Annotated in this window: 18 protein-coding genes and 1 other RNA gene; 10 read left to right on the top strand and 9 right to left on the bottom strand. The window is 38.0% G+C overall.

Annotation, left to right across the window (positions count from 1 at the left end):
- Nucleotides 1-13: 13 nt before the first annotated feature.
- From gyrA to AAKU52_RS07625, 3 genes are all read right to left on the bottom strand, one after another.
- On the bottom strand, nt 14-2,632 hold the full coding sequence (gyrA, locus tag AAKU52_RS07635) for a DNA gyrase subunit A (protein WP_354331930.1): 2,619 nt from the start codon (nt 2,630-2,632) through the stop codon (nt 14-16).
- A gap of 90 nt (nt 2,633-2,722) precedes the next feature.
- Nucleotides 2,723-3,619: an oxygen-dependent coproporphyrinogen oxidase gene (gene hemF, locus AAKU52_RS07630; protein ID WP_354331928.1), complete on the bottom strand. Its 897-nt coding sequence runs from the start codon at nt 3,617-3,619 to the stop codon at nt 2,723-2,725.
- 118 nt (nt 3,620-3,737) lie between these two features.
- Nucleotides 3,738-3,950, bottom strand: a complete 213-nt coding sequence (locus AAKU52_RS07625; protein WP_354331926.1) for a hypothetical protein — start codon at nt 3,948-3,950, stop codon at nt 3,738-3,740.
- Nucleotides 3,951-4,036: 86 nt separating this feature from the next.
- On the opposite strand from AAKU52_RS07625, the gene AAKU52_RS07620 reads away from it, so the two are divergent.
- Together AAKU52_RS07620 and AAKU52_RS07615 are read left to right on the top strand one after the other, a co-directional pair.
- Nucleotides 4,037-4,522, top strand: a complete 486-nt coding sequence (locus tag AAKU52_RS07620; RefSeq protein ID WP_354331924.1) for a DUF4442 domain-containing protein — start codon at nt 4,037-4,039, stop codon at nt 4,520-4,522.
- A gap of 70 nt (nt 4,523-4,592) precedes the next feature.
- Nucleotides 4,593-5,954: an MATE family efflux transporter gene (locus AAKU52_RS07615; protein WP_354332073.1), complete on the top strand. Its 1,362-nt coding sequence runs from the start codon at nt 4,593-4,595 to the stop codon at nt 5,952-5,954.
- Here AAKU52_RS07615 and AAKU52_RS07610 read toward each other — a convergent pair.
- Complete coding sequence (locus AAKU52_RS07610; RefSeq protein WP_354331922.1) at nt 5,951-6,598, bottom strand: DsbA family oxidoreductase; 648 nt, start codon at nt 6,596-6,598, stop codon at nt 5,951-5,953. The two genes, AAKU52_RS07615 and AAKU52_RS07610, sit on opposite strands and share 4 nt — an antisense overlap.
- Before the next feature lie 16 nt (nt 6,599-6,614).
- A complete protein-coding gene (locus AAKU52_RS07605; protein WP_354331920.1) occupies nt 6,615-7,652 on the bottom strand; it encodes an aldose epimerase family protein in 1,038 nt (345 codons plus the stop codon).
- A gap of 78 nt (nt 7,653-7,730) precedes the next feature.
- On the opposite strand from AAKU52_RS07605, the gene AAKU52_RS07600 reads away from it, so the two are divergent.
- Nucleotides 7,731-8,882: a galactokinase gene (locus AAKU52_RS07600; protein WP_354331918.1), complete on the top strand. Its 1,152-nt coding sequence runs from the start codon at nt 7,731-7,733 to the stop codon at nt 8,880-8,882.
- Nucleotides 8,883-8,897: 15 nt separating this feature from the next.
- Nucleotides 8,898-9,431 (top strand): RNA methyltransferase, encoded by a 534-nt coding sequence (locus AAKU52_RS07595; protein WP_354331916.1) that lies wholly within the window; start codon nt 8,898-8,900, stop codon nt 9,429-9,431.
- A 357-nt stretch (nt 9,432-9,788) separates the two neighbouring features.
- On the opposite strand, the gene AAKU52_RS07590 is transcribed toward AAKU52_RS07595, so the two are convergent.
- Nucleotides 9,789-11,255, bottom strand: coding sequence for a glutamate synthase subunit beta (locus AAKU52_RS07590; RefSeq protein WP_354331914.1), 1,467 nt, complete (start codon nt 11,253-11,255; stop codon nt 9,789-9,791).
- Between the two features lie 2 nt (nt 11,256-11,257).
- A complete protein-coding gene (gene gltB / locus AAKU52_RS07585) occupies nt 11,258-15,769 on the bottom strand; it encodes a glutamate synthase large subunit (RefSeq protein ID WP_354331912.1) in 4,512 nt (1,503 codons plus the stop codon).
- Between the two features lie 334 nt (nt 15,770-16,103).
- Between gltB and ffs the strand changes: the two genes are divergently transcribed.
- Nucleotides 16,104-16,203, top strand: an RNA gene (gene ffs, locus AAKU52_RS07580) — signal recognition particle sRNA small type.
- 159 nt (nt 16,204-16,362) lie between these two features.
- The gene (gene fsa, locus AAKU52_RS07575; RefSeq protein ID WP_354331910.1) at nt 16,363-17,028 is read left to right on the top strand and encodes a fructose-6-phosphate aldolase; all 666 of its coding nucleotides are present in this window, start codon (nt 16,363-16,365) and stop codon (nt 17,026-17,028) included.
- A 49-nt stretch (nt 17,029-17,077) separates the two neighbouring features.
- On the opposite strand, the gene AAKU52_RS07570 is transcribed toward fsa, so the two are convergent.
- Entirely contained in the window at nt 17,078-17,575 is a 498-nt protein-coding gene (locus AAKU52_RS07570; RefSeq protein ID WP_354331908.1) for a D-glycero-alpha-D-manno-heptose-1,7-bisphosphate 7-phosphatase, read from the bottom strand.
- 139 nt (nt 17,576-17,714) lie between these two features.
- Here AAKU52_RS07570 and AAKU52_RS07565 point away from each other — a divergent pair, with 139 nt between their 5' ends.
- From AAKU52_RS07565 to AAKU52_RS07555, 3 genes are all read left to right on the top strand, one after another.
- Entirely contained in the window at nt 17,715-19,766 is a 2,052-nt protein-coding gene (locus AAKU52_RS07565) for an OPT family oligopeptide transporter (protein WP_354331905.1), read from the top strand.
- 287 nt (nt 19,767-20,053) lie between these two features.
- Nucleotides 20,054-20,671 carry a phosphatidylglycerol lysyltransferase domain-containing protein gene (locus tag AAKU52_RS07560; protein WP_354331903.1) on the top strand — a complete coding sequence of 206 codons (618 nt, stop codon included), beginning with the start codon at nt 20,054-20,056 and terminating at the stop codon, nt 20,669-20,671.
- A 1-nt stretch (nt 20,672) separates the two neighbouring features.
- Entirely contained in the window at nt 20,673-22,061 is a 1,389-nt protein-coding gene (locus AAKU52_RS07555) for an AcvB/VirJ family lysyl-phosphatidylglycerol hydrolase (protein ID WP_354331901.1), read from the top strand.
- On the opposite strand, the gene AAKU52_RS07550 is transcribed toward AAKU52_RS07555, so the two are convergent.
- Nucleotides 22,054-22,206 (bottom strand): hypothetical protein, encoded by a 153-nt coding sequence (locus AAKU52_RS07550; protein ID WP_354331899.1) that lies wholly within the window; start codon nt 22,204-22,206, stop codon nt 22,054-22,056. The two genes, AAKU52_RS07555 and AAKU52_RS07550, sit on opposite strands and share 8 nt — an antisense overlap.
- 388 nt (nt 22,207-22,594) lie before the next feature.
- Between AAKU52_RS07550 and AAKU52_RS07545 the strand changes: the two genes are divergently transcribed.
- On the top strand, nt 22,595-22,864 hold the full coding sequence (locus AAKU52_RS07545) for a hypothetical protein (RefSeq protein ID WP_354331897.1): 270 nt from the start codon (nt 22,595-22,597) through the stop codon (nt 22,862-22,864).
- Nucleotides 22,865-23,006: the final 142 nt, after the last annotated feature.

Here is a 23,006-nt window from a genome sequence, read left to right as displayed (position 1 = left end):
GTTTACTGATTAATTAATTTTGTTCTTCAGGTTCTGAATCTTCTTGATCATCCTCTTGCTCATCACCATCCTCTTCTTCTTTTTCGGTTGCTACAGTAGCATTATCTTTTTCTTCAGTATCAGCAGCCGGCTCCTCTAAAATGACTGCATCTGTTTCCTCTTCTGTTTCATCAACTTCTTCGTGATCGATTTTAGCTACCGAAGCAATGGCATCATTTCCTTTTAAATTAATTAAACGAACACCCTGAGTTGCTCTACCCATAACTCTCAAGCCACTTACCACAATTCTAATAACGATACCTGATTTATTAATAATCATTAAATCATCTGCATCGGTAACATTTTTTATAGCAATAAGGTCGCCAGTTTTTTCTGTAATGCTAATGGTTTTAACCCCTTTGCCACCTCTGTTGGTTACACGATAATCATCAATATCTGTACGTTTACCATAACCTTTTTCAGAAACCACCAATATCGTTGCTTCAGCATTATCTACAGCAATCATACCAACAACTTCATCTTTGTCATGTCCAAGGGTTACACCACGTACTCCTGTAGCGGTTCTACCCATTGGTCTAACAGTAGATTCGTTGAAGCGGATAGCCCTTCCAGAACGCAATGCCATCACAATTTCACTGGTTCCACTAGTCAAGCTTGCTTCTAATAACTGATCACCCTCATTGATATTAATGGCATTAATACCATTAACTCTTGGTCTTGAATAGGCTTCTAAAGATGTTTTCTTAATTGTACCTTTTTTGGTACACATAATGATAAAGTTGTTTTCAAGGTAGTCTTGATCTTTAAGATTTTTGACTTTAATATAAGCCTTTATCTTTTCTTCTTTAGGAATATTAATGATATTTTGGATTGCTCTTCCTTTACTTAAGCGTGAGCCTTCTGGTATTTCATAAACCCTTAACCAGAAACAACGTCCACTTTCTGTAAAGAAAAGCATGTAATTATGATTAGAAGCGATGAGCAGGTGCTCAATGAAATCTTCATTTCTTGATTCACTACCTTTTGATCCTTTACCACCTCTAGCCTGGGTTCTGTATTCTGTTGCTGGTGTACGTTTAATGTAACCTTCATGAGAAATAGTGATCACTACATCTTCATCCTCAATGAAGTCTTCCATGCTCATGTCTTCAGCAGAGTGAACGATTTGTGTTCTACGTTCATCACCATACTTCAACAGCATTTCATTTAATTCATCTTTGATGATTTGCATTCTTAGACCTTCATCTTCTAAAATAGATTGAAGGTAATCGATGGTTTTCATCAACTCATCAAATTCTTCTTTAATTTTATCGCGTTCAAGGCCTGTTAAACGACGTAAAGTCATATCTAAAATAGCACGAGACTGGATATCGGTTAAAGCAAAACGCTCCATTAAACCTACCCTAGCTTCTTCTGGTGTATTTGAAGCACGGATTAATTTGATAACTTCATCAATATGATCCAGTGCAATTAATAAACCTTCCAGAATATGTGCTCTTTTTTGAGCTTCAGCCAACTCAAACTTAGTCCGGCGAATTACAACTTCATGCCTGTGGTTAACAAAATGGCTGATCAAGTCCTTCAAATTTAGCATTTGAGGTCTGCCTTTAACCAGGGCAATGTTGTTTACACTAAAAGAAGTTTGTAAAGCAGTTTGTTTAAATAGGTTATTTAATACGATGGAAGCATTTGCATCACGTTTAATTTCATAAACGATTCTTATTCCATCTTTATTGGATTCATCTTTAATATTCGAAATGCCGTCTATTTTCTTTTCCCCAACCAGTTCTGCTGTCCGCTCAATCATCATGGCTTTATTTACCTGGTAAGGTATTTCTGTCACAATGATAGTTTCACGGTCTTTATTCGTTTCAATTTCTGCTCTAGCACGCATAACAATACGTCCTCTACCCGTTTCGAAAGCATCTTGCACACCAGTATAGCCGTATATAATGGCACCCGTTGGAAAATCAGGTGCTTTAATGAATTTCATTAATTCAGCAATAGTGATTTCATTATTTTCAATGTAGGCAATTGTACCGTTAATTACCTCTGTAATATTGTGTGGAGGCATATTTGTTGCCATACCAACTGCAATACCAGAAGCACCGTTTATCAGTAAATTAGGTACTTTTGCGGGTAAAACGGTAGGTTCCTGTAAGGAATCATCAAAGTTAAGCTGAAAATCAACCGTATCTTTATTGATATCAGCAAGCATATCTTCCGCTATTTTTTGAAATCTTGCTTCCGTATAACGCATTGCTGCTGGCGAATCACCATCAACAGAGCCAAAGTTACCTTGCCCTTCAACCATTAAATAACGCAAACTCCACGGTTGCGCCATCCTTACCATAGTTAAATATACGGATGAATCACCATGTGGGTGATATTTACCCAGCACTTCACCGACAATACGTGCTGATTTTTTATAAGGTTTATTGTTTGCTAATCCCAGATCAAGCATACCGTATAATACACGACGGTGTACCGGTTTTAATCCATCACGTACATCAGGTAAAGCTCTTGATACAATTACAGACATCGAATAATCGATATAAGCAGACTTCATCTGCTCTTCAATATTGATTCTAATAACTTTGTCGTTTTCCTGATTTTCTAAATCTTCTGCCATAAAATAGTGTTCGTATAAAACGATTTAAATAAGGTATTGTTATAACCTTGCGAATTTAAGAAAATATTGCTGTTTAACCTTATGAAATTGTTAAACCCAATTAATTCCTTTTATAAGCTTACTAGTCGTATACGCTTCGGGTGAATTTTCCTTTGGCTGGAAATTATAAATCCACTTGGCCATTGGGGGTAAACTCATTAAAATCGATTCAATTCTTCCATTGGTCTCCAGGCCAAATTTTGTTCCAGAGTCATATACAAGGTTAAATTCTGCATATCGGCTTCGTCGAACATATTGCCATTCCTGTTCCAGTTCGGTATAACTTTGATCACGGTTTCGGTCAATGAGTTCTGTGTAGACAGGTGCAAAAGTTTTACCGATCTCCAAAGAGAAGTCCAGTATTTGCTCAAAACTTAGTTCGGTATTTTCAGGTCTTAACCTATCGTAAAAGATTCCGCCAACGCCGCGAGTTTCTTCCCTGTGTTTGATGTAAAAATAATCATCAGCTTGTTTTTTAAATTGCGGGTAAAAATTCGGGTTAAAATTATCGCAGGTATTTTTTAGCAGGTGGTGGAAGTACCTTGCATCTGTATCTATCACATAATGCGGTGTTAAATCAATGCCGCCACCAAACCACCTGGTTTGTTCATCCATTTCAAAGTACCTTATATTCATGTGTATAATAGGTACAAATGGATTTATAGGATGTAAAACTATGGATACCCCAGTGGCAAAAAAGTCTTCGCTGTCAACTTTAAATGCTTTTCTTACTGATTCGGGAAGTTTGCCATGGACCGCCGAAAAATTTACACCACCTTTTTCAATAACGTTACCATTTTGGAATACCCTTGTGCGGCCACCTCCTCCGCCTTCTCTTTCCCATAATTCTTCTTCAAATTTCGATCCTCCATCTGCAAGTTCTAATGCGTTACAGATTTCGTCTTGAATTTTCTTATATTCCGTTGCGACTAATTCTTTGAATATCATAATTCAAAGTTAACGCTAATCGGCTTCTATAGTGTTTGTTTAGTGGAGATAGTACATTTTTTTGACAGTAAAAAAAAAGCCATCCTTGTGAGATGGCTTTTTTTAATTCATTTAAATGCTACATTGGTGGCATTGTCTTAGTGGTGTCAGGTGGCATTATTTTACTTGTGTCAGCTGGCATTGGTGTAGTTGTTGTATCTGTTGTTGGTGTAGCGGTGGAATCCATTGTCGTACTGTCTTTAGTTTCTGAAGCATTACGGTTAGAACTGCATGCTGAAGTGGCTATAATCAATGAACCTACCATAGCAAGACTTAAAATTGTTTTTTTCATAGGATTATAATCTTGTTTTGATTAATAACCACGAAAAGGATAAAATGTTTTTAATTATTCAATAATCTTTCAGATATTTAACATAAATGATTGTATCAGAAAGAACCCTAAAATGGGCCTTGTGTTTCTATCCGCCCTTATTATTCCAAAGAATTTGGATTAAAAAATTTCATAAAGGCTTTAGAGGAGTAGATGTTAAAATAAGTAAAAGTATTTTAAATAAAAATTATAACGGTTCCATATATGGGGGCACTATCTACAGTGCTACAGATCCTTTTTACGCCCTTTTATTTGATCAACTTTTGCAGAGAAGGGGTTTTAAAACACGTGTATGGTTAAAAAGTGCTTCCATTCAATACCTAAAGCCTGGGCATAGTCATTTGTATTTCACTATAAAGATTACAGATGAGATGCTGCAGGAAGCTATTCATACTTTAACGAAAGATGGAAAGTTTATTAAGGCCTACCCTATGGAATTGACTAATAAAGATGGCTTGGTGTGCGCTACAGTGTTGAATGAAGTTTATATCAGAAACCTGCACCATGGAGAAAAACATATTGTAGCTTATTAATGGCACGTACATAAAAAATGCTCCTGATTCTGCTTAAATAGCTGTAGTTTTGCGCATTATTTTTATTGCTATGCTTCACCAGTTCTACGCAAAATACAAACCTTATTACGCCGATAATTTAAAATTAGCCCTACCCATTGTTGTTTCTCAATTGGGGCATACTGTTGTTCACATGGCCGATAGTGTTATTGTAGGGCATTTTGCAGGTACCATACAGTTAGCTGCCGTATCTTTGGTTAACAGTGTTTTTATGCTGATTTTGGTTATGGGATTAGGTATTTCTTATGGCTTAACGCCATTGATAGCGCAAGAAAACGGCCGTAACAATTTCAAGGAATGTGGTAAATTGTTGTCTAACAGTTTAATCATTAATATGATTACAGGTGTTATTCTGTTTTGCTTTGTCTATTTTGGGACATTATTTATCCTTGATCACCTCGGCCAATCGCCAGAGGTTGTTGCGTATGCCAAACCTTATCTTAGTTATTTAGGGATATCCATTATTCCATTAATGATTTTTCAAACCTTTAAACAATTCGCTGAAGGCCTTGGCTTTACCAAACAAGCGATGTATGTTTCTATCTGGGGAAATGTAATTAACATCATTTTAGGCATTATTTTCGTAAAAGGGATGTTTGGTATTGCACCTATGGGTGTTAAAGGTGTTGGTTTAAGTACACTTATAGACCGGTTTTTGATGGCAGTGGTTATGGTTACCTATGTTTTCCGCTCCAAACATTTCAAAATATACTTGGAGGGTTTCAAGGTTAATGTTTTAGATAAGATAATCAGTACAAAGATTTTTAAAATTGGTGCGCCGGTAGCCTTGCAATATTCTTTTGAAATCAGTGCTTTTAGTGGGGCTGCAATTTTAATTGGAACCATTGGCGCCGTTGAGCAGGCTGCCCACCAGGTTGCCATAAACTTAGCGGCAGTAACTTATATGATGGCCAGTGGTATTGCTTCGGCAGCAACGATTAAAACAGGTAATAATTTGGGGAAAAGAAATTTTGTTGACCTCAGGTGTGCAGCAATTGCCAGTTATCATGTCGTCATTGGCTTTATGAGCATCACGGCATTGCTTTTTATTTTTGCCAACAACCTCTTGCCTTATATTTATACGGAAGACAGCGCGGTGATAAATATTGCAGCACAATTATTAATTATTGCTGGATTTTTTCAATTATTTGATGGAACCCAGGTTGTTGGCCTGGGTGTTTTAAGAGGTATCGGTGATGTTAACGTGCCCACCTTTATTACTTTTGTTGCTTATTGGATTATTGGAATACCCTTAGGCTATTTTCTTGGCATAACGCTGGGAATGGGTGTAAATGGTATTTGGTATGGTTTAACCTTTGGATTGCTGACCGCATCGGTATTATTGTTCTTTCGTTTTCAAAAAAGAACAAAATACTTGATCGAAAGTGTCTAGCGTTGAGGCTCACCTTCCAGCCAACCCTGGTTTAATGCTTTAAGGAAAATATCAGCAGACTGCGCACCTGAAATGGTGTGTTTTTGATTGATGATGAAAAAAGGCACACCACTAATACCAATGCTTTGTGCAGTTTTTTCGTCATACCTCACCTCATCTGAAAAGGAATCAATTGTCAGCATTTGCGTTACAATAGCCTTCTCTATACCTAATTCTATTCCAATTTGAATTAAAGTGTCTAGGTTTGCAATGTTTTTTCCATCTGTAAAATGCGCAGCAAACAGGCGCTCTTCTGCATCATCTGCTAAGCCCAGGCTTTTAGCTAATTGAATTAACCGGTGTGCATTAAAAGAATTAGCAATTTTTAATTCGTCGAAGTTAAAAACCAAACCGTTTTCTGCAGCAGTATCTTTAATATATTGGTGCATTTCCATCGACCACTCCTTGCTTTGTCCTTTAACCTCTGCCAAATAATCGTAGGCATTCTTTTCGGGCTGTGTTTTTGCCTGAGGGTCCAATTCAAAGCTGTGCCACTCTACTTCTACATTATCCTTATGTTTAAATTGAGCTAAGGCATGCTCAAATTTTCTTTTTCCTATATAACAAAAAGGACATCTTATATCCGACCAAATAGCTATTTTCATGTGTTTAAAATTCTTATTATTGATGTTCAATTTTATAAATGGTAGTTTGTTTATAAATTTCTCCGGGTAACAAAACCGTAGTGGGAAATTCAGGTACATTAACGGCATTAGGGTGATGCTGTGTTTCCACACAAAAAGCTTCAAAAGGGCCGTAATTTTTACCTTTTTTACCGTTATTAACGGCCAAATATTTTGCCGTATAGAAATGTGCAACAGGTTCAGTAGTATAAATAGATAATTTCAGGCCACTGCTTTCTTCAGTAGTTTCAGAAGCCAGGGTTAATTCTCCGGGTTCTTTATCTAAAACAAAAGTCTGGTCGTAACCCTCCTGATCATCCCAATTGCTGCCAATTAACTTCGGCCCAAGGAAGTCGTATTGGGAACCTTCAACAGGAATTTTTACTCCTGTAACCACATAATTATCATCTTGCTGCAGGTAATAACTTGCAGGCATTCTATGCGTATGGTTACTAATATTACCACCATTGGTTGCTAAATTAAAATAACCATGGTGGGTTAAATTAATCGCTGTAGGCTCATTTGTTTCGGCTTTATAATCCAGGATAAGTTCATTTTCGGCGGTGAGTTTGAAGGTGAGTTGTATGGTTAAATTACCTGGAAAACCCTCTTCACCTGCCGGACTTACATATTGTAGCGTTAAACTCGGACCTAATGCAGGTAAGATGTCCCATACTTTCCTGTCAAAACCAATGTACCCGCCATGAAGCGTGTCTGAACCTATATTTTGTGATAACTGGTAAGCTTTTCCTGAGATATTAAATTTCCCGTTTTTTATCCTGTTGGCATAACGTCCTATTACAGCGCCTAAATAAGGATATGCTGCTAAATAATCGTCATTAATATATCCTGAAAAATCATCAAAGCCCAGAACAATATCTTGAGAATCACCTAATGCATTCTTCACCACAAAATTACTTATGATTGCACCATAATTGTATATTTTCACGTAAGTACCTTGATTATTAGTTAGTTCTACGGCAAATATTTCCTTTCCGTCAATAACATGTTCGGTCTTTATTAATTTTGCTTTCATATAGGTATATTGGGGCTGTATATAATAACAATACTATCAATACTTTATTTAAAACAAGAACTTAATTTAAATTTTTACATGAAAACGGATTTAGAGCAAAAATTCTTTGAAAATTATCAGCATAAAGCCACAGCCACCTATTTCACTCCTGGGAGAGTAAATTTAATCGGGGAGCATATTGATTATAACGGTGGTTTAGTAATGCCATGTGCCATATCTTTAGGCACCTGGTTGTCTGTGGCGCCAAATAATGAAAAGGTTATCAGGTTCAAAAGCCTTAGTTTTGCTGAAGAACAAGCTGTTCCGTTACAATCCAGTTATAACAAAACCGGTGAAGATTGGTATAATTATCCACTTGGTGTTTTTAATGAAATTTTAAAAGAAAAAGCAATAGACCAAGGCTTAGATCTCCTTTTTTATGGTAATATTCCCATTGGTTCAGGTTTATCCTCTTCTGCATCAATCGAAGTTATTATGGCCTATGCGCTGAATGAATATTTTAACCTGGGTTACACCAGATTAGAATTGGTGTTATTGGCTCAATGGGTCGAGAATCAGTTTATTGGTGTAAATTGCGGTGTAATGGATCAATTTGCAGTTGCTTTTGGAGAAAAAGATAAAGCACTGGTATTAAATTGCGATACCCTTAAATACAGGGTTGTAGCTTGTGATATGGGCAATTATTGTTTAGCTATCATCAACACCAATAAACCAAGAAAACTTTCTGAATCTAAATATAACGAAAGGGTACTGGAATGTCAGACTGCATTGAAACAGCTCAATGAAGACATCACGTTGAATAACCTCTGCGAACTTAATGGAGAGAAATTTGCACTTCATAGTCACCTGTTAACTGATCCGGTTATACTTAAAAGAGCAACTCATGTGGTTAAAGAGAATGACCGTGTAAGTTTTGCAGCAAAAGCATTAAATGAGGGTAATCTAGCAGATTTTGGTCGCTTAATGTATGCTTCTCACCTATCCTTGAAAGAGCTTTATGAAGTTACAGGTGTTGAATTAGATACTGTAGTGGATTTTTGCGAAAACTACGCTCCTGTAATCGGCGCACGCATGACAGGTGCTGGTTTTGGTGGTTGTGCCATTGCTTTACTCGAAAATGGATTTGAAGAAGATTTTGTAAAAGAGCTTAACCTCTATTATACAGAAAAAATAGGCTACGCTCCTACTGTTTATTTTAGTGCTATTGGAAATGGCGCATCAACAATTTAATTTTACTTTTGTAAAATGCAAAAATTGAAATTAGATGACCTTAATAGGGTAAGTGTAGCGGCATATAAGGAACAGGAAAAATTGCCTGTTGTTGTTGTTCTTGATAATGTTCGAAGTATGCATAACGTTGGTTCTGTTTTCAGAACTGGTGATGGTTTTGCTATAGAAAGAATCGTTTTATGTGGCATTACGGCAAATCCTCCTCATCGGGAAATAGAGAAAACTGCTCTTGGGGCTACTTTATCGGTAGATTGGGTTCATTATGAGGAAACCACCACTGCCATAAAGGCTTTGCGCCAGCAAGGTTATACCATTATAGCTATTGAACAAGCAAAAAATAGCACCATGCTGAATGCTTTTAAGCCTGATCAGGAGAAAAAATACGCGCTTATTTTTGGAAATGAAGTGGATGGGGTAAGTGAACAAGTGATGGCTATGATTGATGAATGTATAGAAATACCTCAGTTTGGTACTAAACATTCTTTTAATATTGTAATTTCTGCTGGTATTGTTCTTTGGGATTTCTTTGCCAAATTGAGGCTGTCCTAAGTTAAAGTAAAACTGTTTATCTTTCTTGTACAAATAAAATAAGGCTGTTTCATTCCAAATGATGACAGCCTTATTAATGTAGCAACATTTTTAAGCTGATTAGAAATGAAAAGGCGGTGTTATGCCTTAGTTTATTTGCCTTGATATTTACCAGAACCCTGACAGGTTTTTGGTAGGTACTTTGGAGGTCATTTAGACCTAGCAATGACCTACCAACTACCTATCAACGACCTTTCAAGGACCTGTCAAAAATGACCGATCGATAGCGTTTCAAAAATGAAGGCATAAAAAAAAGGAGGCAGTTCATTTTAACAATGATACAGCCTCCTTTTAAAGGATTTTATATAATAAATTTACTTAAGCATAAGGAATGCCATCTTTACTGGATAGCTTACTAAAGCCCATTAAATATTCATCCACTTTACGTGCTGCTTCGCGTCCTTCAGAAATTGCCCACACTACTAGAGATTGGCCTCTTCTCATATCGCCGGCGGCAAATATTTTAGCAATATTGGTTTGGTATTTACCTTCTTCCGCTTTTACGTTTCCACGGTTATCAAGTTCTACACCTAAATTTTCTATTAGTCCTTCTTTTTGAGGATGAAGAAAGCCCATGGCGAGTAATACAAGTTGGCAAGGTAATTCACGTGTGGTACCTTCAATTTCGGTAAAATTAACTGGTCTGCCGTTTGCATCTATATCCCATTTTACATCAACAATTTTTAGGGCTTTTAAATTACCTTGTTCATCTTTAATGTATTCTTTAGAATTTACTGCCCAGGCGCGGTTACAACCCTCCTCATGAGAAGAAGTAACTTTTAATAACATGGGATAAGTTGGCCATGGCATATTTGAGGTGCGCGCTTGTGAAGGCATTGGCATAATCTCAAACTGGGTAACAGATTTAGCCCCCTGTCTGTTAGACGTTCCAATACAATCAGAACCTGTATCGCCACCACCAATTACAATAACATCTTTTCCGGTAGCTAAAATGGCTTCCTGGTCAATATTAAAATTCCTTACTCTTTTGTTTTGTTGTTTCAAAAAATCCATGGCATAATGCACTCCTTTAGCATCCCGGCCAGATAGGTTAAGGTCTCTAGGTATAGTTGAGCCACCAGCAAGAATAATGGATTGGAATTCTCTTAAGAGCGTATTCAGCTCTACATTTACCCCTACATTTGAATTACATTTAAATATAACACCCTCTTTTTCCATCAAGCTGATGCGTCGGGTGACAATATCTTTTTGAAGTTTAAAATCAGGAATACCGTAATTAAGCAAACCACCAGGGGTATCGTCGCGTTCGTAAACAGTAACTTCATGCCCAGCTTTATTTAATTGTGCTGCAGCAGCTAAACCTGCAGGACCTGAACCAACAATGGCTACTTTTTTTCCAGTCCTGATCAAGGGCCCTTGTGCCTTGATGTAACCTTTTGCAAAAGCCATTTCTATAATGTGTTTCTCTATTTCTTCGATAGAAACCGGTGACTTGTTAATACCTAATACGCAGGCAGATTCACAAGGAGCCGGACAAATTCTTCCAGTAAATTCAGGAAAATTATTTGTGCTCAATAGTATAGCTGTTGCTTGTTCCCAGTCGCCACTGTATACAGCATCATTAAATTCAGGAATTACATTACCTAAGGGGCATCCCGATTGGCAAAATGGAATGCCACAATCCATACAGCGGGCGGCCTCCTTGTTAATTTGATCAGCATGATAGAGGTGAACAAACTCATCATAATGCGTTAAACGTGTTTTCGCATCTTCTTTTACAGGAGCAGTTCTTTCATATTCTAAAAATCCGGTTACTTTTCCCATGATTAAGATATTTTTATTTTAGCATTTCTTTTTAATAACACAGCTTTGTATTCTTTAGGGAATACTTTAATGAAGTGAGCAGATTGTGTTGCCCAGTCATTTAATATGAATTGTGCTAATTTACTTTTTGTAAGTTGGATGTGTTTCTTAAGCAAAGTGTTGATTCTTAGTTCATCTTCTTCATTTAAAGGATCGAGATCTACCATTTCTTTGTTGCATTTGCTTTCAAAATTGCCTTTGGTATCGTAGATCCAGGCAACCCCACCACTCATACCAGCAGCAAAATTACTACCGGTTTCACCTATCACCAATACTTCACCACCAGTCATGTATTCACAGCCATGATCACCAAGTCCTTCCACAACTGCAGTAGCACCAGAATTTCTTACGGCAAATCTTTCTCCAGCCTGCCCTCTAATGTAGAGCTCGCCTGAAGTTGCACCATACAAGGCAACGTTGCCAATAATGATATTTTGTTCGGGAACATAAGTAACATTTGAAAAAGGATAGATGCTTAACCTGGCACCAGAAAGTCCTTTACCCACATAATCATTCGCCTCACCTTCAAGCTCCAGAGAAATACCTCTGGCAGCAAAAGCACCAAAACTTTGTCCGGCAGAACCGTTAAATTTTAAATTTATAGTATCCGGAGGCAATCCTTGTCCTTTATGGAGTTTTGAAACTTCATTAGATAACATGGTTGCTATAGCACGGTCAGTGTTTTTAACTGCAAACTCTTTAAATATAGGTTCTTTATTTAATAGAGCTGGTTGTGCGGCCTTAATAAGCTTACGATCCAATACATCAGCCAGTCCATGGTCTTGTTTTTCTGAATTATAGAAAGTCAAGCCATTTTCAGGTGCTTTAAACAATACGGCAGAAAAATCAAGGTCTTTGAGTTTCCAATCTGCGGCATTAATTTCACGTACCATTAGTGCATCAGCCTGACCCACCATCTCATTTACTGTTCTAAAACCAAGTTCAGCCATTGTTTCACGAAGTTCTTCCGCAAGAAAATGGAAGAGGTTTACAACATGATCAGCTTCACCGGTAAAAAGTTTCCTTAATTCTGGATCTTGTGTAGCCACGCCAACCGGACAAGTATTTAAATGGCATTTGCGCATCATGATACAGCCAGAAGTAACTAAAGCAGCGGTAGCAACACCCCATTCTTCAGCACCTAATAAAGTAGCAATGGCAATATCCCTACCTGTTTTTAGTTGGCCGTCAGTTTGCAGCACAACCCTGCTACGCAAGCGGTTTTTAACCAATGTTTGGTGCGCTTCGGCTAAGCCAAGTTCCCAGGGCAAACCTGCATGTTGAATAGAGGTTAAAGGAGAAGCACCGGTACCACCATCAAAACCAGAAACTAAAATCACATCTGCATGAGCTTTAGCAACCCCGGCAGCAATTGTACCTACACCAGCTTTAGAAACCAGTTTAACATTTATACGCGCTTGTTGATTTGCATTCTTAAGATCGAAAATTAATTGAGCAAGATCTTCAATAGAGTAAATATCATGGTGTGGAGGTGGCGAAATTAAGCCAACACCAGGAGTAGCATGACGAACCTTAGCAATCCATTCATCAACCTTATGGCCTGGCAGTTGTCCGCCTTCTCCAGGTTTTGCACCCTGGGCCATTTTTATTTGCAGTTCATCAGCATTGGTTAAATAGTTGCTAGTTACTCCAAAACGTGCGGAAGCAACCTGTTTAATTGCTGAGCGCATAGAATCGCCATTAGGTAAAGGCTCATAACGCATCTCGTCTTCACCCCCTTCGCCAGTATTGCTTTTTCCGCCAATGCGGTTCATGGCAATAGCCAGCGTGGAATGCACTTCATGAGAAACCGAGCCAAAAGACATGGCTCCTGTTGCGAAACGTTTCAATATATTTTCTACAGGTTCTACTTCATTTAAAGGTACAGCCGGACGATCATATTTGAATTCAAACAAACCTCTGATGGTAAAAGCCTGTTTTGTTTGCTCATTAATCAGTTTTGAATATTGTTTATAAATGTTGTAATCTTTTCTTCTTGTTGCATTTTGAAGCAAGTGGATGGTCTGCGGATTAAATAAATGCTGCTCTCCCTTGCGTCTCCATTTGTAATTTCCACCGGTAGGTAAAATAGTATCCGGGCGGTTAGCTTTACCAAAAATTCGGCTGTGTTTAATTAAAGCTTCAGTAGCAATTTCATCCAACCCTAGTCCACCAATTCTAGATACAGAGCCAGTAAAGTAGTTGTCTACTACATTTTTATGTATGCCAAGTATTTCAAAAATCTGCGCACCATGGTAAGATTGTAAAGTAGATATTCCCATTTTAGAAAAGATCTTCAATAAACCATTATTGATGGCATATATATAGTTTTGCATCAATTTTTCTCTGCTCAGAACACTTTCATCTTCAAAGCTTTTAATCGTTTCCAGGGCAAGGTATGGATTAACGGCAGTAGCCCCGAAGCCAATTAAACAAGCAAAGTGGTGTACTTCCCAAACGTCACCAGCTTCTACAACTATACCAACAGCACCCCTGTATCCTTTGCGGATCAAATGGTGATGAACTGCCGATACGGCTAATAAAGAAGGAATAGCGGCATGCTCAGAATCAAGCGCCCTATCTGATAACACTAATACTTGGAAACCATCTTCAACAGCATCAACGGCGTAACGACAAAGGCGGTCGAGTGCTTTAGCCATGGCACCCGGTTTTCCAGTCGCTCTAAAATAAGTTTGTAAAGTTTTAGATTGAAAAACTCCGGTATCAATACTCCTTAGTTTTTCGAGTTCTAAATTTGTTAATATTGGATGCTTAATACCCACACAGTGACATTGCAAGGCATTTTCTTCCAATAAATTACCATTATTACCCATAAAACCGGCAAGGCTCATCACTACTTTTTCCCTGATCGGGTCAATAGGTGGATTAGTAACCTGGGCAAACAATTGTTTAAAATAAGAAGATAAATGCTGCGGTTTTTGAGATAGCACTGCCAATGGAATATCTGTACCCATAGAACCAAGAGGTTCTTTGGCATCCAGAGCCATTGGTTTAATGATCATGTCTATATCTTCCCTGCTGTAGCCAAATATTTGTTGGTATTTAAAGATAGTCTCTTCAGATAAATTACTAAACACCACTTTGGGATCAGGAAGTTCTTCCAGTCTGATTTGGTATTGGTTGATCCAATCTCCATAAGGTCGTCTACTGCATACGTCCTTTTTGATTTCGTCATCGCTAATAATTCTACCCTGTTCCATGTCTACCACGAACATTTTTCCAGGAGTTAAGCGGCCTTTTTCAATGATTTTACTCTGGTCTAAAGCTAAAACACCAGCTTCAGAGGCCATAATTACACGATCATCTTCTGTAATAGCATATCTTGAAGGACGAAGACCATTTCTATCTAAAGTAGCACCAATTAAATTTCCGTCAGTAAAAGCAATAGCTGCTGGTCCATCCCATGGCTCCATTAATGTAGCATGGAATTTATAAAAAGCCTGCTTCAATTCGTCCATATCATCGTTACCATCCCAAGCTTCAGGAATTAACATCATTAAAACATGAGGTAGAGAACGACCAGCATGAAGTAATAATTCGACTATATTATCTAAACAACCTGAATCAGATTGAGTTTCATCAATAACAGGTAACAATATATTTAGCTCCTCAGGAGTGAAATAAGGAGAAGCGAAAGATTTTACACTAGCTCTGAACCAGTTAAGGTTACCTTGCAAGGTGTTGATTTCACCATTGTGGGCAATGTAGCGGAAAGGCTGTGCCAGTCTCCAGGAAGGGAAAGTGTTTGTAGCAAAACGGGAGTGAATTAAACCAAAAGCAGAAACAACACGTTTATCACTTAATTCAGTGAAATATGTTCTTAGCTGCATAGAAGTTAACTGACCTTTATATACGATTGTTCTGGAGGAGAATGAGGCGATATAAAAATCAGATTTAATTCCGTTTACTGTATTGAGGATTGTTTTGGTGAGGTAGTTTTTAAATACATATAACTTACGTTCAAAATCTGCCCCTGCGGCAATCTCATAAGGCCTGGCAATGAAAACTTGTTCCATTTCAGGCTCTACAGACAAAGCCATATCTCCAATTCCTGCGGGGTTAGTTTGTACTTTTCTAAAGCCAAGTACCTCAAGATCAAGTTTTTCGGCGGCACGATAAATCACCTCCCGGCACTCTTCTCTTGATTTAATATCTTTTGGTAAAAAAAGCATTCCAACGCCATAGTCGCCTGATTTATTTAGGCTAAATCCTACCTTTAAACATTCATCATAAAGGAATTCATGAGGAACTTGAATCATTATTCCGGCTCCGTCACCGGTATTAATCTCCGCACCACATGCACCTCTATGGTCTAGGTTTTCAAGGATGGTAATCGCATCTGAAATGATTTGCTGGGACTTTCTGCCCTTTACATGAGCAACAAAACCGATGCCGCAAGCGTCGTGTTCAAAACGTTGATCATATAATCCCTGATTATCTTTTGTTTGGTCCATAAAACTAAAGTGTGTTAAAGACACTAAGATACGGTTTCTGCGTTTAATTACAATATTTGCATCTCTTTTTTGAAATGTCGAATTGAATTACTAATATTTCCGGCTATTTTTATTAACGCTTCAATTTTAAAGTCATTAAAATACAAATTTCATAATACAAGATTGGGTTTAATGTAAATATTACTTTTTGTATGCTGCTTTGTGGTAATTGTTTTAAAGTTTTCTTCCTTTTCAAGCACTTAAAAATCAGTAAATTACGCATTGAAGGTGTAAAAAAGCAGAATATTTATTAAATTTCTTTTCGTAAACTGAACTGTTTTGCTACATTTGTCCCGGGCAAGTCTTTTACGATCAGCTCCCTTTGAACTCCCCCAGGGCGGGAACGAAGCAAGGGTAGAAGGTTGTAGCGGTGCGATAAAAGGTGCTTGCCCATTTTTTTTCTTTTTCTGAGAAAGGAAATATGGTTATCCCCAACTTATTATTAAACTGAATTTTTCATCACTCGTTTGTTCATTGTAACAAACATTTTGTCTAATTTAGCCTCCTAATTAATCCTGATTTATTCATTTAATTAAATTTTCAAAATAAATAATATGAAATTTTTCATTGATACAGCTAATCTTGATCAGATTAAAGAAGCCCATGACCTTGGCGTTTTAGACGGTGTAACCACCAATCCAAGCCTAATGGCAAAAGAAGGAATTACTGGTGAAGCAAATGTAATTGCTCATTACAAAGCTATTTGTGCTATTGTAGATGATAATGTAAGTGCAGAAGTTATTGCAACTACTTTTGACGAAATGATTAAAGAAGGTGAAGCATTAGCTAAACTGGATCCAAAGATTGTGGTTAAAATTCCGATGATTAAAGATGGTGTTAAAGCTATTAAATACCTTTCTTCAAAAGGAATCAGAACCAATTGTACTTTAATATTTTCTGCCGGACAAGCTTTATTAGCGGCAAAAGCCGGAGCAAGTTATGTGTCACCATTTCTAGGTCGTTTAGATGATATTTCTACAGATGGTTTAGTTTTAATTGAAGATATCAGGTTAATATTTGATAATTACGAATATCCAACGGAAATTCTTGCGGCTTCTATTCGTAGTCCTATGCATATTGTGAATTGTGCAAAATTAGGTGCTGATGTTATTACAGCTCCATTAAGTGCAATTACAGCTTTATTAAAGCACCCCTTAACAGATAGTGGATTAGCACAGTTTTTAGCTGATCACGATAAGGCTGCAAATGGAGCCAAATAGTAAATAGTATTTTAATGTGCGCTACTGATAAAGTAGCGCACATTTTTTTTTAAGAAGCTAAAACTTCTTTTATCTTTTCGTAACTAATTGGCTCATCAGGAGCAATCAATATTCCTTTCACCCCTGCCCCATTTCCTGCTTCTACATCTCTTGGTTTATCTCCTACCATGATTGATAAAGAGGGATCAATATTATAGGTCGCTATGGCTTCCAACAACATTCCTGATTTAGGTTTGCGGCAATCACAATCTACTGAAACGCTTGGGTGGTGCGGACAAAAATAGGCGTGCGTTATTTTAGCTCCTTGTGCTTCAAATTTATCGTACAAAACCTGATGCATGGAGGCCAATGTTTCTACCGTGTATCGCCCTTTTGCGATGCCCCCCTGGTTCGTAATGATGATTAGCATATAACCTTCGTCGTACAGTTTTTTTAATGTTGGGATCTGGTATTCTAAAACTTCAAAATCTTCTATGGTACAGATATAATCATATATCTCATGGTTTAAAACACCGTCACGGTCTAAAAAAATAGCTTTATTTTTCATCTGGTATATTTATTTTTTTAAAGGTTATGAAGCTATCATAAGCTTCTAATTGTATCAGCGGGCAAACTTTATTCGAAGTAAACAGCCAAAGATGGAAATATAGTTTAAAAAAATATACCTTTAAAATTATTTATTATTCATGAAAGAAGAATTCAAACCATTTGTGCCAGCAGAGAGTAATGTGGCAGAACTAACGGTAAAATCTATTTTACTGGGCAGTATTGCAGGGATTATATTTGGAGCGGCAACAGTTTACTTGGCCCTTAAAGCGGGATTAACGGTTTCAGCTTCCATACCCATTGCCGTTTTAGCCATCACCCTTGGTAAAAAATTCTTTAAAACTACAATACTTGAGAATAACATCATCCAAACCACAGGATCTGCAGGCGAATCGATTGCTGCAGGTGTGGTTTTTACTTTGCCGGGCTTCTTGTTTTTGAGTACAGATGTTGGCCGACAAAGTTCTGGAGAAGCATTCTTCAATTATATGACGATTCTGATTCTGGCAATTCTAGGGGGTATATTGGGGACATTAATGATGATTCCATTGCGCCGTTCTCTAATTGTTAAGGAGCATGAAGCGCTACCCTACCCTGAAGGCACCGCTTGTGCGTCGGTTTTAAAAGCAGGTGAACGTGGTGGAACTTTCGCCAGGACTGCATTTTGGGGATTGGGCTTTGCCATGGTTTATGCCATGCTGCAGAAAGTATTTCATGTGATTGCAGAAGCGCCAACATGGGTAAGCAAGCAGACGAATCGGTTTTTACCCTCAGCACAATTGAGTGGTGAAATAACGCCAGAATATTTGGGTGTAGGCTATATTATCGGGCCAAAAATTTCAGGTGTACTTGTTGCCGGCGGTGTATTAGCCTGGCTTGCCTTAATACCCTTATTGGCAACTTTGTTAGACCCATTGCTTGCCGCTGGTCAACTGGTTAAATTAGGTTTACTGGCAGACATCACTAAAGCTGGAGGTTCTGTAGGCTGGGACCCTGTTACGCAAACTTTTGGTGATTATCCGTTAGCGATTTACCAGGCCTATGTAAAACAAATTGGTGCTGGAGCAGTTGCTGCGGGAGGTTTTATCACCTTGTTGAAAACGATACCAACTATTATTTCATCCTTCAAAGATAGTTTGGGGTCTATTAAAGAGGGTAAAGTAGTTGCTGAAATCAAAAGAACTGAGCGTGATCTATCCTTAAAATTAGTGGGTATTGGCAGTTTGGCTTTGATTCTTTTGGTTGCTTTTCTGCCGCAAATTCCGGGCGATAGCTTCACTAATAAATTTCTTATTGGGGTATTGGTAATCATATTCGGGGCTTTTTTTGTGACTGTATCAAGTCGCATTGTAGGCCTTATCGGTTCCAGTAACAACCCTATTTCAGGAATGACCATCGCTACCATTATGGGCACCTGCCTGGTTTTTATAGCTGTAGGGTGGACAGGTAAAGTTTATGAACCTATGGCATTGGTTGTTGGTGGCATGATCTGTATTGCTGCAGCCAATGCCGGGGCTACTTCTCAGGATTTAAAAACAGGGTATTTAATCGGTGCAACGCCTAAGTATCAACAAATTGCTTTATTTATTGGAGTTATAGTTTCTTCTATTGTTATCGGACTTACGGTTCGTATTTTGGATACCCCCACACCAGAAATGCTTGCTCAAGGAATAAAACATGCTATTGGTACGCAGGAATACTCGGCGCCGCAAGCTACTTTAATGGCTACCCTTATTAAAGGGATGCTGTCTTTTAACCTGGATTGGCAATATGTGCTTGTTGGTGTTTTTATTGCCATTACTGTAGAGCTATGTGGTATTAATTCTTTATCGTTTGCAGTAGGTGCTTATTTACCCCTTTCTACTACCCTGCCTATTTTTGCGGGGGGCTGTATTAAAGGATTAATCAATTGGAAAGAGCGCAAAAAAGTAAAAACACAGGAGGAAGATGAGCTTGGTCCAGGTAATCTATTTGCAACCGGATTGGTTGCCGGTGGTGCACTGGCAGGGGTAATTGTGGCAGTACTGATGGTGATTCCTTCTGTTCGGAATAATTTAAGTAAAGTTGATGTTTCTCCGCTGTTTACCCAGTGGTTTGGTGAGGGTGGCTATCAAATTATCGGGGTTTTGCTCTTTTTATTTATGGGTTTTGTGTTATATAATATTTCGGGTAAAAAGAACGAATCTGAATAACCCATGACCTTTCTGCACTCGGTCGAATGCGCTGCATAAGGACAATGTGCATTGAAGGTGCTTACATATAAACTTGAATTGCTCATTAACCAACCCGGCATGAACATTCAATATTAGTTGATAATGATGTATTTTGTTGGAAATTAATCAATTATACTCCCTATTTTAGATTCGCTATAAAGCAGATTCAAGAAAGTATAAAAATCTTCAGCTCAGCGATAAAAGCATTATAAAATGAAGCAAATTAAGTTTCTAATTCCTTTTATCCGTGAGAACGTTAAGATTCATTGGAGGGCGGCAACAAAAAATCAATCCGTAATGCTCTGAAAAAGATAAGCAGCGAAGGTTTTTTAAGTAAAGTTTATAAGCCGCCTATTCCTGATGGCATGCTACAAAAACTGGAAGCAGTTTCTGAGGAATGGTTGGTAAATACGAAAAGAAATGAATTTGTTTTTTCTCAAGGGATGTTTATTTGGGAAGAGTTAAAACAACAAACTATTATAACTGTTGAAAATGCAGAGGAAAAGATTGTTGCCTTTTTAAATATCATCCCCGATCATGTGAAGGGGGAAGGTACATACGATCTTATCAGGAAAACAGCAGATGCACCGAATGGCGTAATTGATTTTATGATGATCGCTTTGTTTAACTACCTACGTGAAAATGGATTTCAAGCTATTAATATTGGCTTTTCCCCCCTATCTGGTTTAAGTAATCCTCATAATTTTCCGGAACGATCTATGAAGTTTGCCTATGAAAAAATCAGGTCATTTTCACATTATAAGGGATTGAGACAAGCGAAAGAAAAATTTTCTCCGGGATGGCAACCTAAATACCTGGTTTATGAGGATGATTATGACTTACTAAAAGTGCCGGCAGTATTAACCCAAGTGTTTAAACCCTGAAATGATGAAGCGATTGTTGTTGTTGTTCATATTGATGGCCTGTTGTTGTGCAGCGGCCTATTCCCTTGAAATTGATTCACTGTTTGATAAGAAGTTCGGGAAAATTACCATATATCATCCCGTTGGTACGCCTAATTCGGTGGCCCTATTTGTATCGGGAGATGGTGGCTGGAGGCGTGGCGTTTTAAATATGGCTAAAGATATAGCCAACCAAGGTGCGCTGGTGTTGGGTATTGATGCTAAATATTACGGAAAATATTTTTCGAAAGTTTCCTCTCCATGTTTGTACCCTGCCGCAGATTTTGAGGAATTAAGTCTGGATATCCAAAAAAAGTATAAAATGGCCACTTATCATAAACCTGTACTTATCGGCTATTCTTATGGTGCCGTCCTCGTGTATGGTATCTTAGCTCAGGCTCCCACAAATACCTTTATGGGGGCTATTGCATTGGGTTTTTGTCCGGATATTGATCTGGCCAAACCTTTGTGCAAAGGCTTGGGATTGACGCAGCATGTTTTAAAGCCTGGGAAATCCTTCATCCTGGAAGCTACTAAAAAATTGGCTGAGCCTTTTATTGTATTAAACGGTGTAAAGGACCAAACATGTCCTTTTGAGGCTACCTCGGCTTACTTAAAAGGTATGCCCATGACAGAACTGGTCACTTTACCTAAAGTCGGACATGGGTTTTCCATAAATGATAATTGGCTTCCACAGTTTAATGCCGCATATAAAAAGATTTTGTCGAGCACAATACATCAAAGCAAAATGACAAAGGAAAATATTCCCCTCACTATTATTCCTTCTTCAAAAAGGAATAAACTGCCCCTGGTTTTTTTTATATCCGGTGATGGTGGCTGGACGAGTTTTGACCAAAACCTGTCTGAAGCCATGGCTTCCAGGGGTTTTTCAGTTATCGGTTTCGACGCTCAAAAATACTTCTGGAATGCAAAGACACCAGAAGGTATTGCTGCTGCTTTCAGTAAAGTGATTTCACAATTTCAGGAAGAATGGAATAAACCGAATATCATACTTGCTGGTTATTCTTTTGGCGCTTCGGTGATTCCTTTTATCGCCCAACGCTTACCTGATGCTATGAAGACCCAAGTTAAAACCGTGGTATTATTGTCGCCTGATGAGAAGGCTGATTTTGAAATCCATATTTTAGATTTGCTTCATATGGGTTATAAAAAAGGCCAGTTTGATGTCATCGCTGAAACTAAAAAGATCAAAGCCCTTATGCCGCTTTGTATTTTTGGGGAAAAAGAAAATGATGATGAAAAAATGAGATTTACTAAAAATGGCCTCCAGGTCGTTAATATTCCCGGAGGCCACCATTTTACACAGGATTTTGCAAGTATTGTTGAAGCAATGATGCGGAATCTCAAATGAAAATACTCATTATTTTAGTACTTGGTTCTTTAGCTGCTCTGGGCTCTTTTTTTATTGACAGTACTTGCCTGGATTTGATGCCATCGCCAAAGACCTCAATACCACTGGTGCCTAAAGTTTCGCTTTCTTTGTCTTGATTCTTCATCGGTATTTCTTTCGGACAATTGCTCTACGGTTCTTTACTTGATAAATTTGGAAGGAAAAAGCCCATTTATATCTGCTTATTGGTTTAAATCACGGCTTCTTTAGCCTGTCTGGCTGTGAAGGATATCAACCAACAGATTGTTAAGTTTTATACAAGCTATTGATAGTTGTGCCACAGCAGTGGGTTCCATGGTCATGGTAGGAGATTTATTGCAGTTTCGCCGAATGCTGTTCCCTACAGTTGGTGATTACTTAATTACTGCCATGGGTTGGAAATATGTATTTCTTTTTCTTGCATTTATGGGTGTCAAATAATTGGCTGCTGTTTATTTTTTCTTACCTGAAAGTTATAAACCTGATTCCATTTACTCCTTAAAATCTATAACACAATGGCACTTATCGCTTTATTTTTATGTTGTTTAGGTTTGATCAATCCTAATGCTGCTGCCCTTTCTCTGGCTCCCTTCACTAAAAACGACGGTAGTGCTGCAGCGTTAATGGGCGAATTGCAGATGGGTCTTGGTGCCCTGGCTTCAGTTGCGGTTAGTTTTTTTCCGGAGAGTTCTGTGTTACTTATGCCGCTGATCATGAGTTTGGCTTTGTGTGTTGCCCTCGTGCTGCTAACTATAGGAAAAAAAATAATAATTTTTAGGGGTTAGTTATCAGTGGTTTGAGGGGTTAATGCATGTTAAGAACAGGTTTCTTCCCAGGGTCAACGCATTTAAATTTGATTTAAAATTTTAAGGAGAAATTGATCGTCCCAGCCGGCTTTTAGCCTTTTGGTTACCAGAGACCCCTTTG

The organism is Pedobacter sp. CG_S7 (assembly GCF_040544395.1).
Classification (GTDB): Bacteria; Bacteroidota; Bacteroidia; order Sphingobacteriales; family Sphingobacteriaceae; genus Pedobacter.
This window is presented reverse-complemented; position numbering and strand designations above follow the sequence as displayed.

Excerpts from the sequence above, each read along its gene's own strand:
- fsa (WP_354331910.1), top strand. The coding sequence starts at position 16,363 with ATGAAATTTTTCATTGATACAGCTAATCTTGATCAGATTAAAGAAGCC.
- gltB (WP_354331912.1), bottom strand. The coding sequence starts at position 15,769 with ATGGACCAAACAAAAGATAATCAGGGATTATATGATCAACGTTTTGAA.
- AAKU52_RS07550 (WP_354331899.1), bottom strand. The coding sequence starts at position 22,206 with ATGAAGAATCAAGACAAAGAAAGCGAAACTTTAGGCACCAGTGGTATT.
- AAKU52_RS07555 (WP_354331901.1), top strand. The coding sequence starts at position 20,673 with ATGATGAAGCGATTGTTGTTGTTGTTCATATTGATGGCCTGTTGTTGT.
- gyrA (WP_354331930.1), bottom strand. The coding sequence starts at position 2,632 with ATGGCAGAAGATTTAGAAAATCAGGAAAACGACAAAGTTATTAGAATC.
- AAKU52_RS07545 (WP_354331897.1), top strand. The coding sequence starts at position 22,595 with ATGGCACTTATCGCTTTATTTTTATGTTGTTTAGGTTTGATCAATCCT.
- AAKU52_RS07615 (WP_354332073.1), top strand. The coding sequence starts at position 4,593 with ATGCTTCACCAGTTCTACGCAAAATACAAACCTTATTACGCCGATAAT.
- AAKU52_RS07600 (WP_354331918.1), top strand. The coding sequence starts at position 7,731 with ATGAAAACGGATTTAGAGCAAAAATTCTTTGAAAATTATCAGCATAAA.
- AAKU52_RS07590 (WP_354331914.1), bottom strand. The coding sequence starts at position 11,255 with ATGGGAAAAGTAACCGGATTTTTAGAATATGAAAGAACTGCTCCTGTA.
- hemF (WP_354331928.1), bottom strand. The coding sequence starts at position 3,619 with ATGATATTCAAAGAATTAGTCGCAACGGAATATAAGAAAATTCAAGAC.
- AAKU52_RS07620 (WP_354331924.1), top strand. The coding sequence starts at position 4,037 with ATGATTGTATCAGAAAGAACCCTAAAATGGGCCTTGTGTTTCTATCCG.
- AAKU52_RS07565 (WP_354331905.1), top strand. The coding sequence starts at position 17,715 with ATGAAAGAAGAATTCAAACCATTTGTGCCAGCAGAGAGTAATGTGGCA.
- AAKU52_RS07625 (WP_354331926.1), bottom strand. The coding sequence starts at position 3,950 with ATGAAAAAAACAATTTTAAGTCTTGCTATGGTAGGTTCATTGATTATA.
- AAKU52_RS07595 (WP_354331916.1), top strand. The coding sequence starts at position 8,898 with ATGCAAAAATTGAAATTAGATGACCTTAATAGGGTAAGTGTAGCGGCA.
- AAKU52_RS07570 (WP_354331908.1), bottom strand. The coding sequence starts at position 17,575 with ATGAAAAATAAAGCTATTTTTTTAGACCGTGACGGTGTTTTAAACCAT.
- AAKU52_RS07605 (WP_354331920.1), bottom strand. The coding sequence starts at position 7,652 with ATGAAAGCAAAATTAATAAAGACCGAACATGTTATTGACGGAAAGGAA.
- AAKU52_RS07610 (WP_354331922.1), bottom strand. The coding sequence starts at position 6,598 with ATGAAAATAGCTATTTGGTCGGATATAAGATGTCCTTTTTGTTATATA.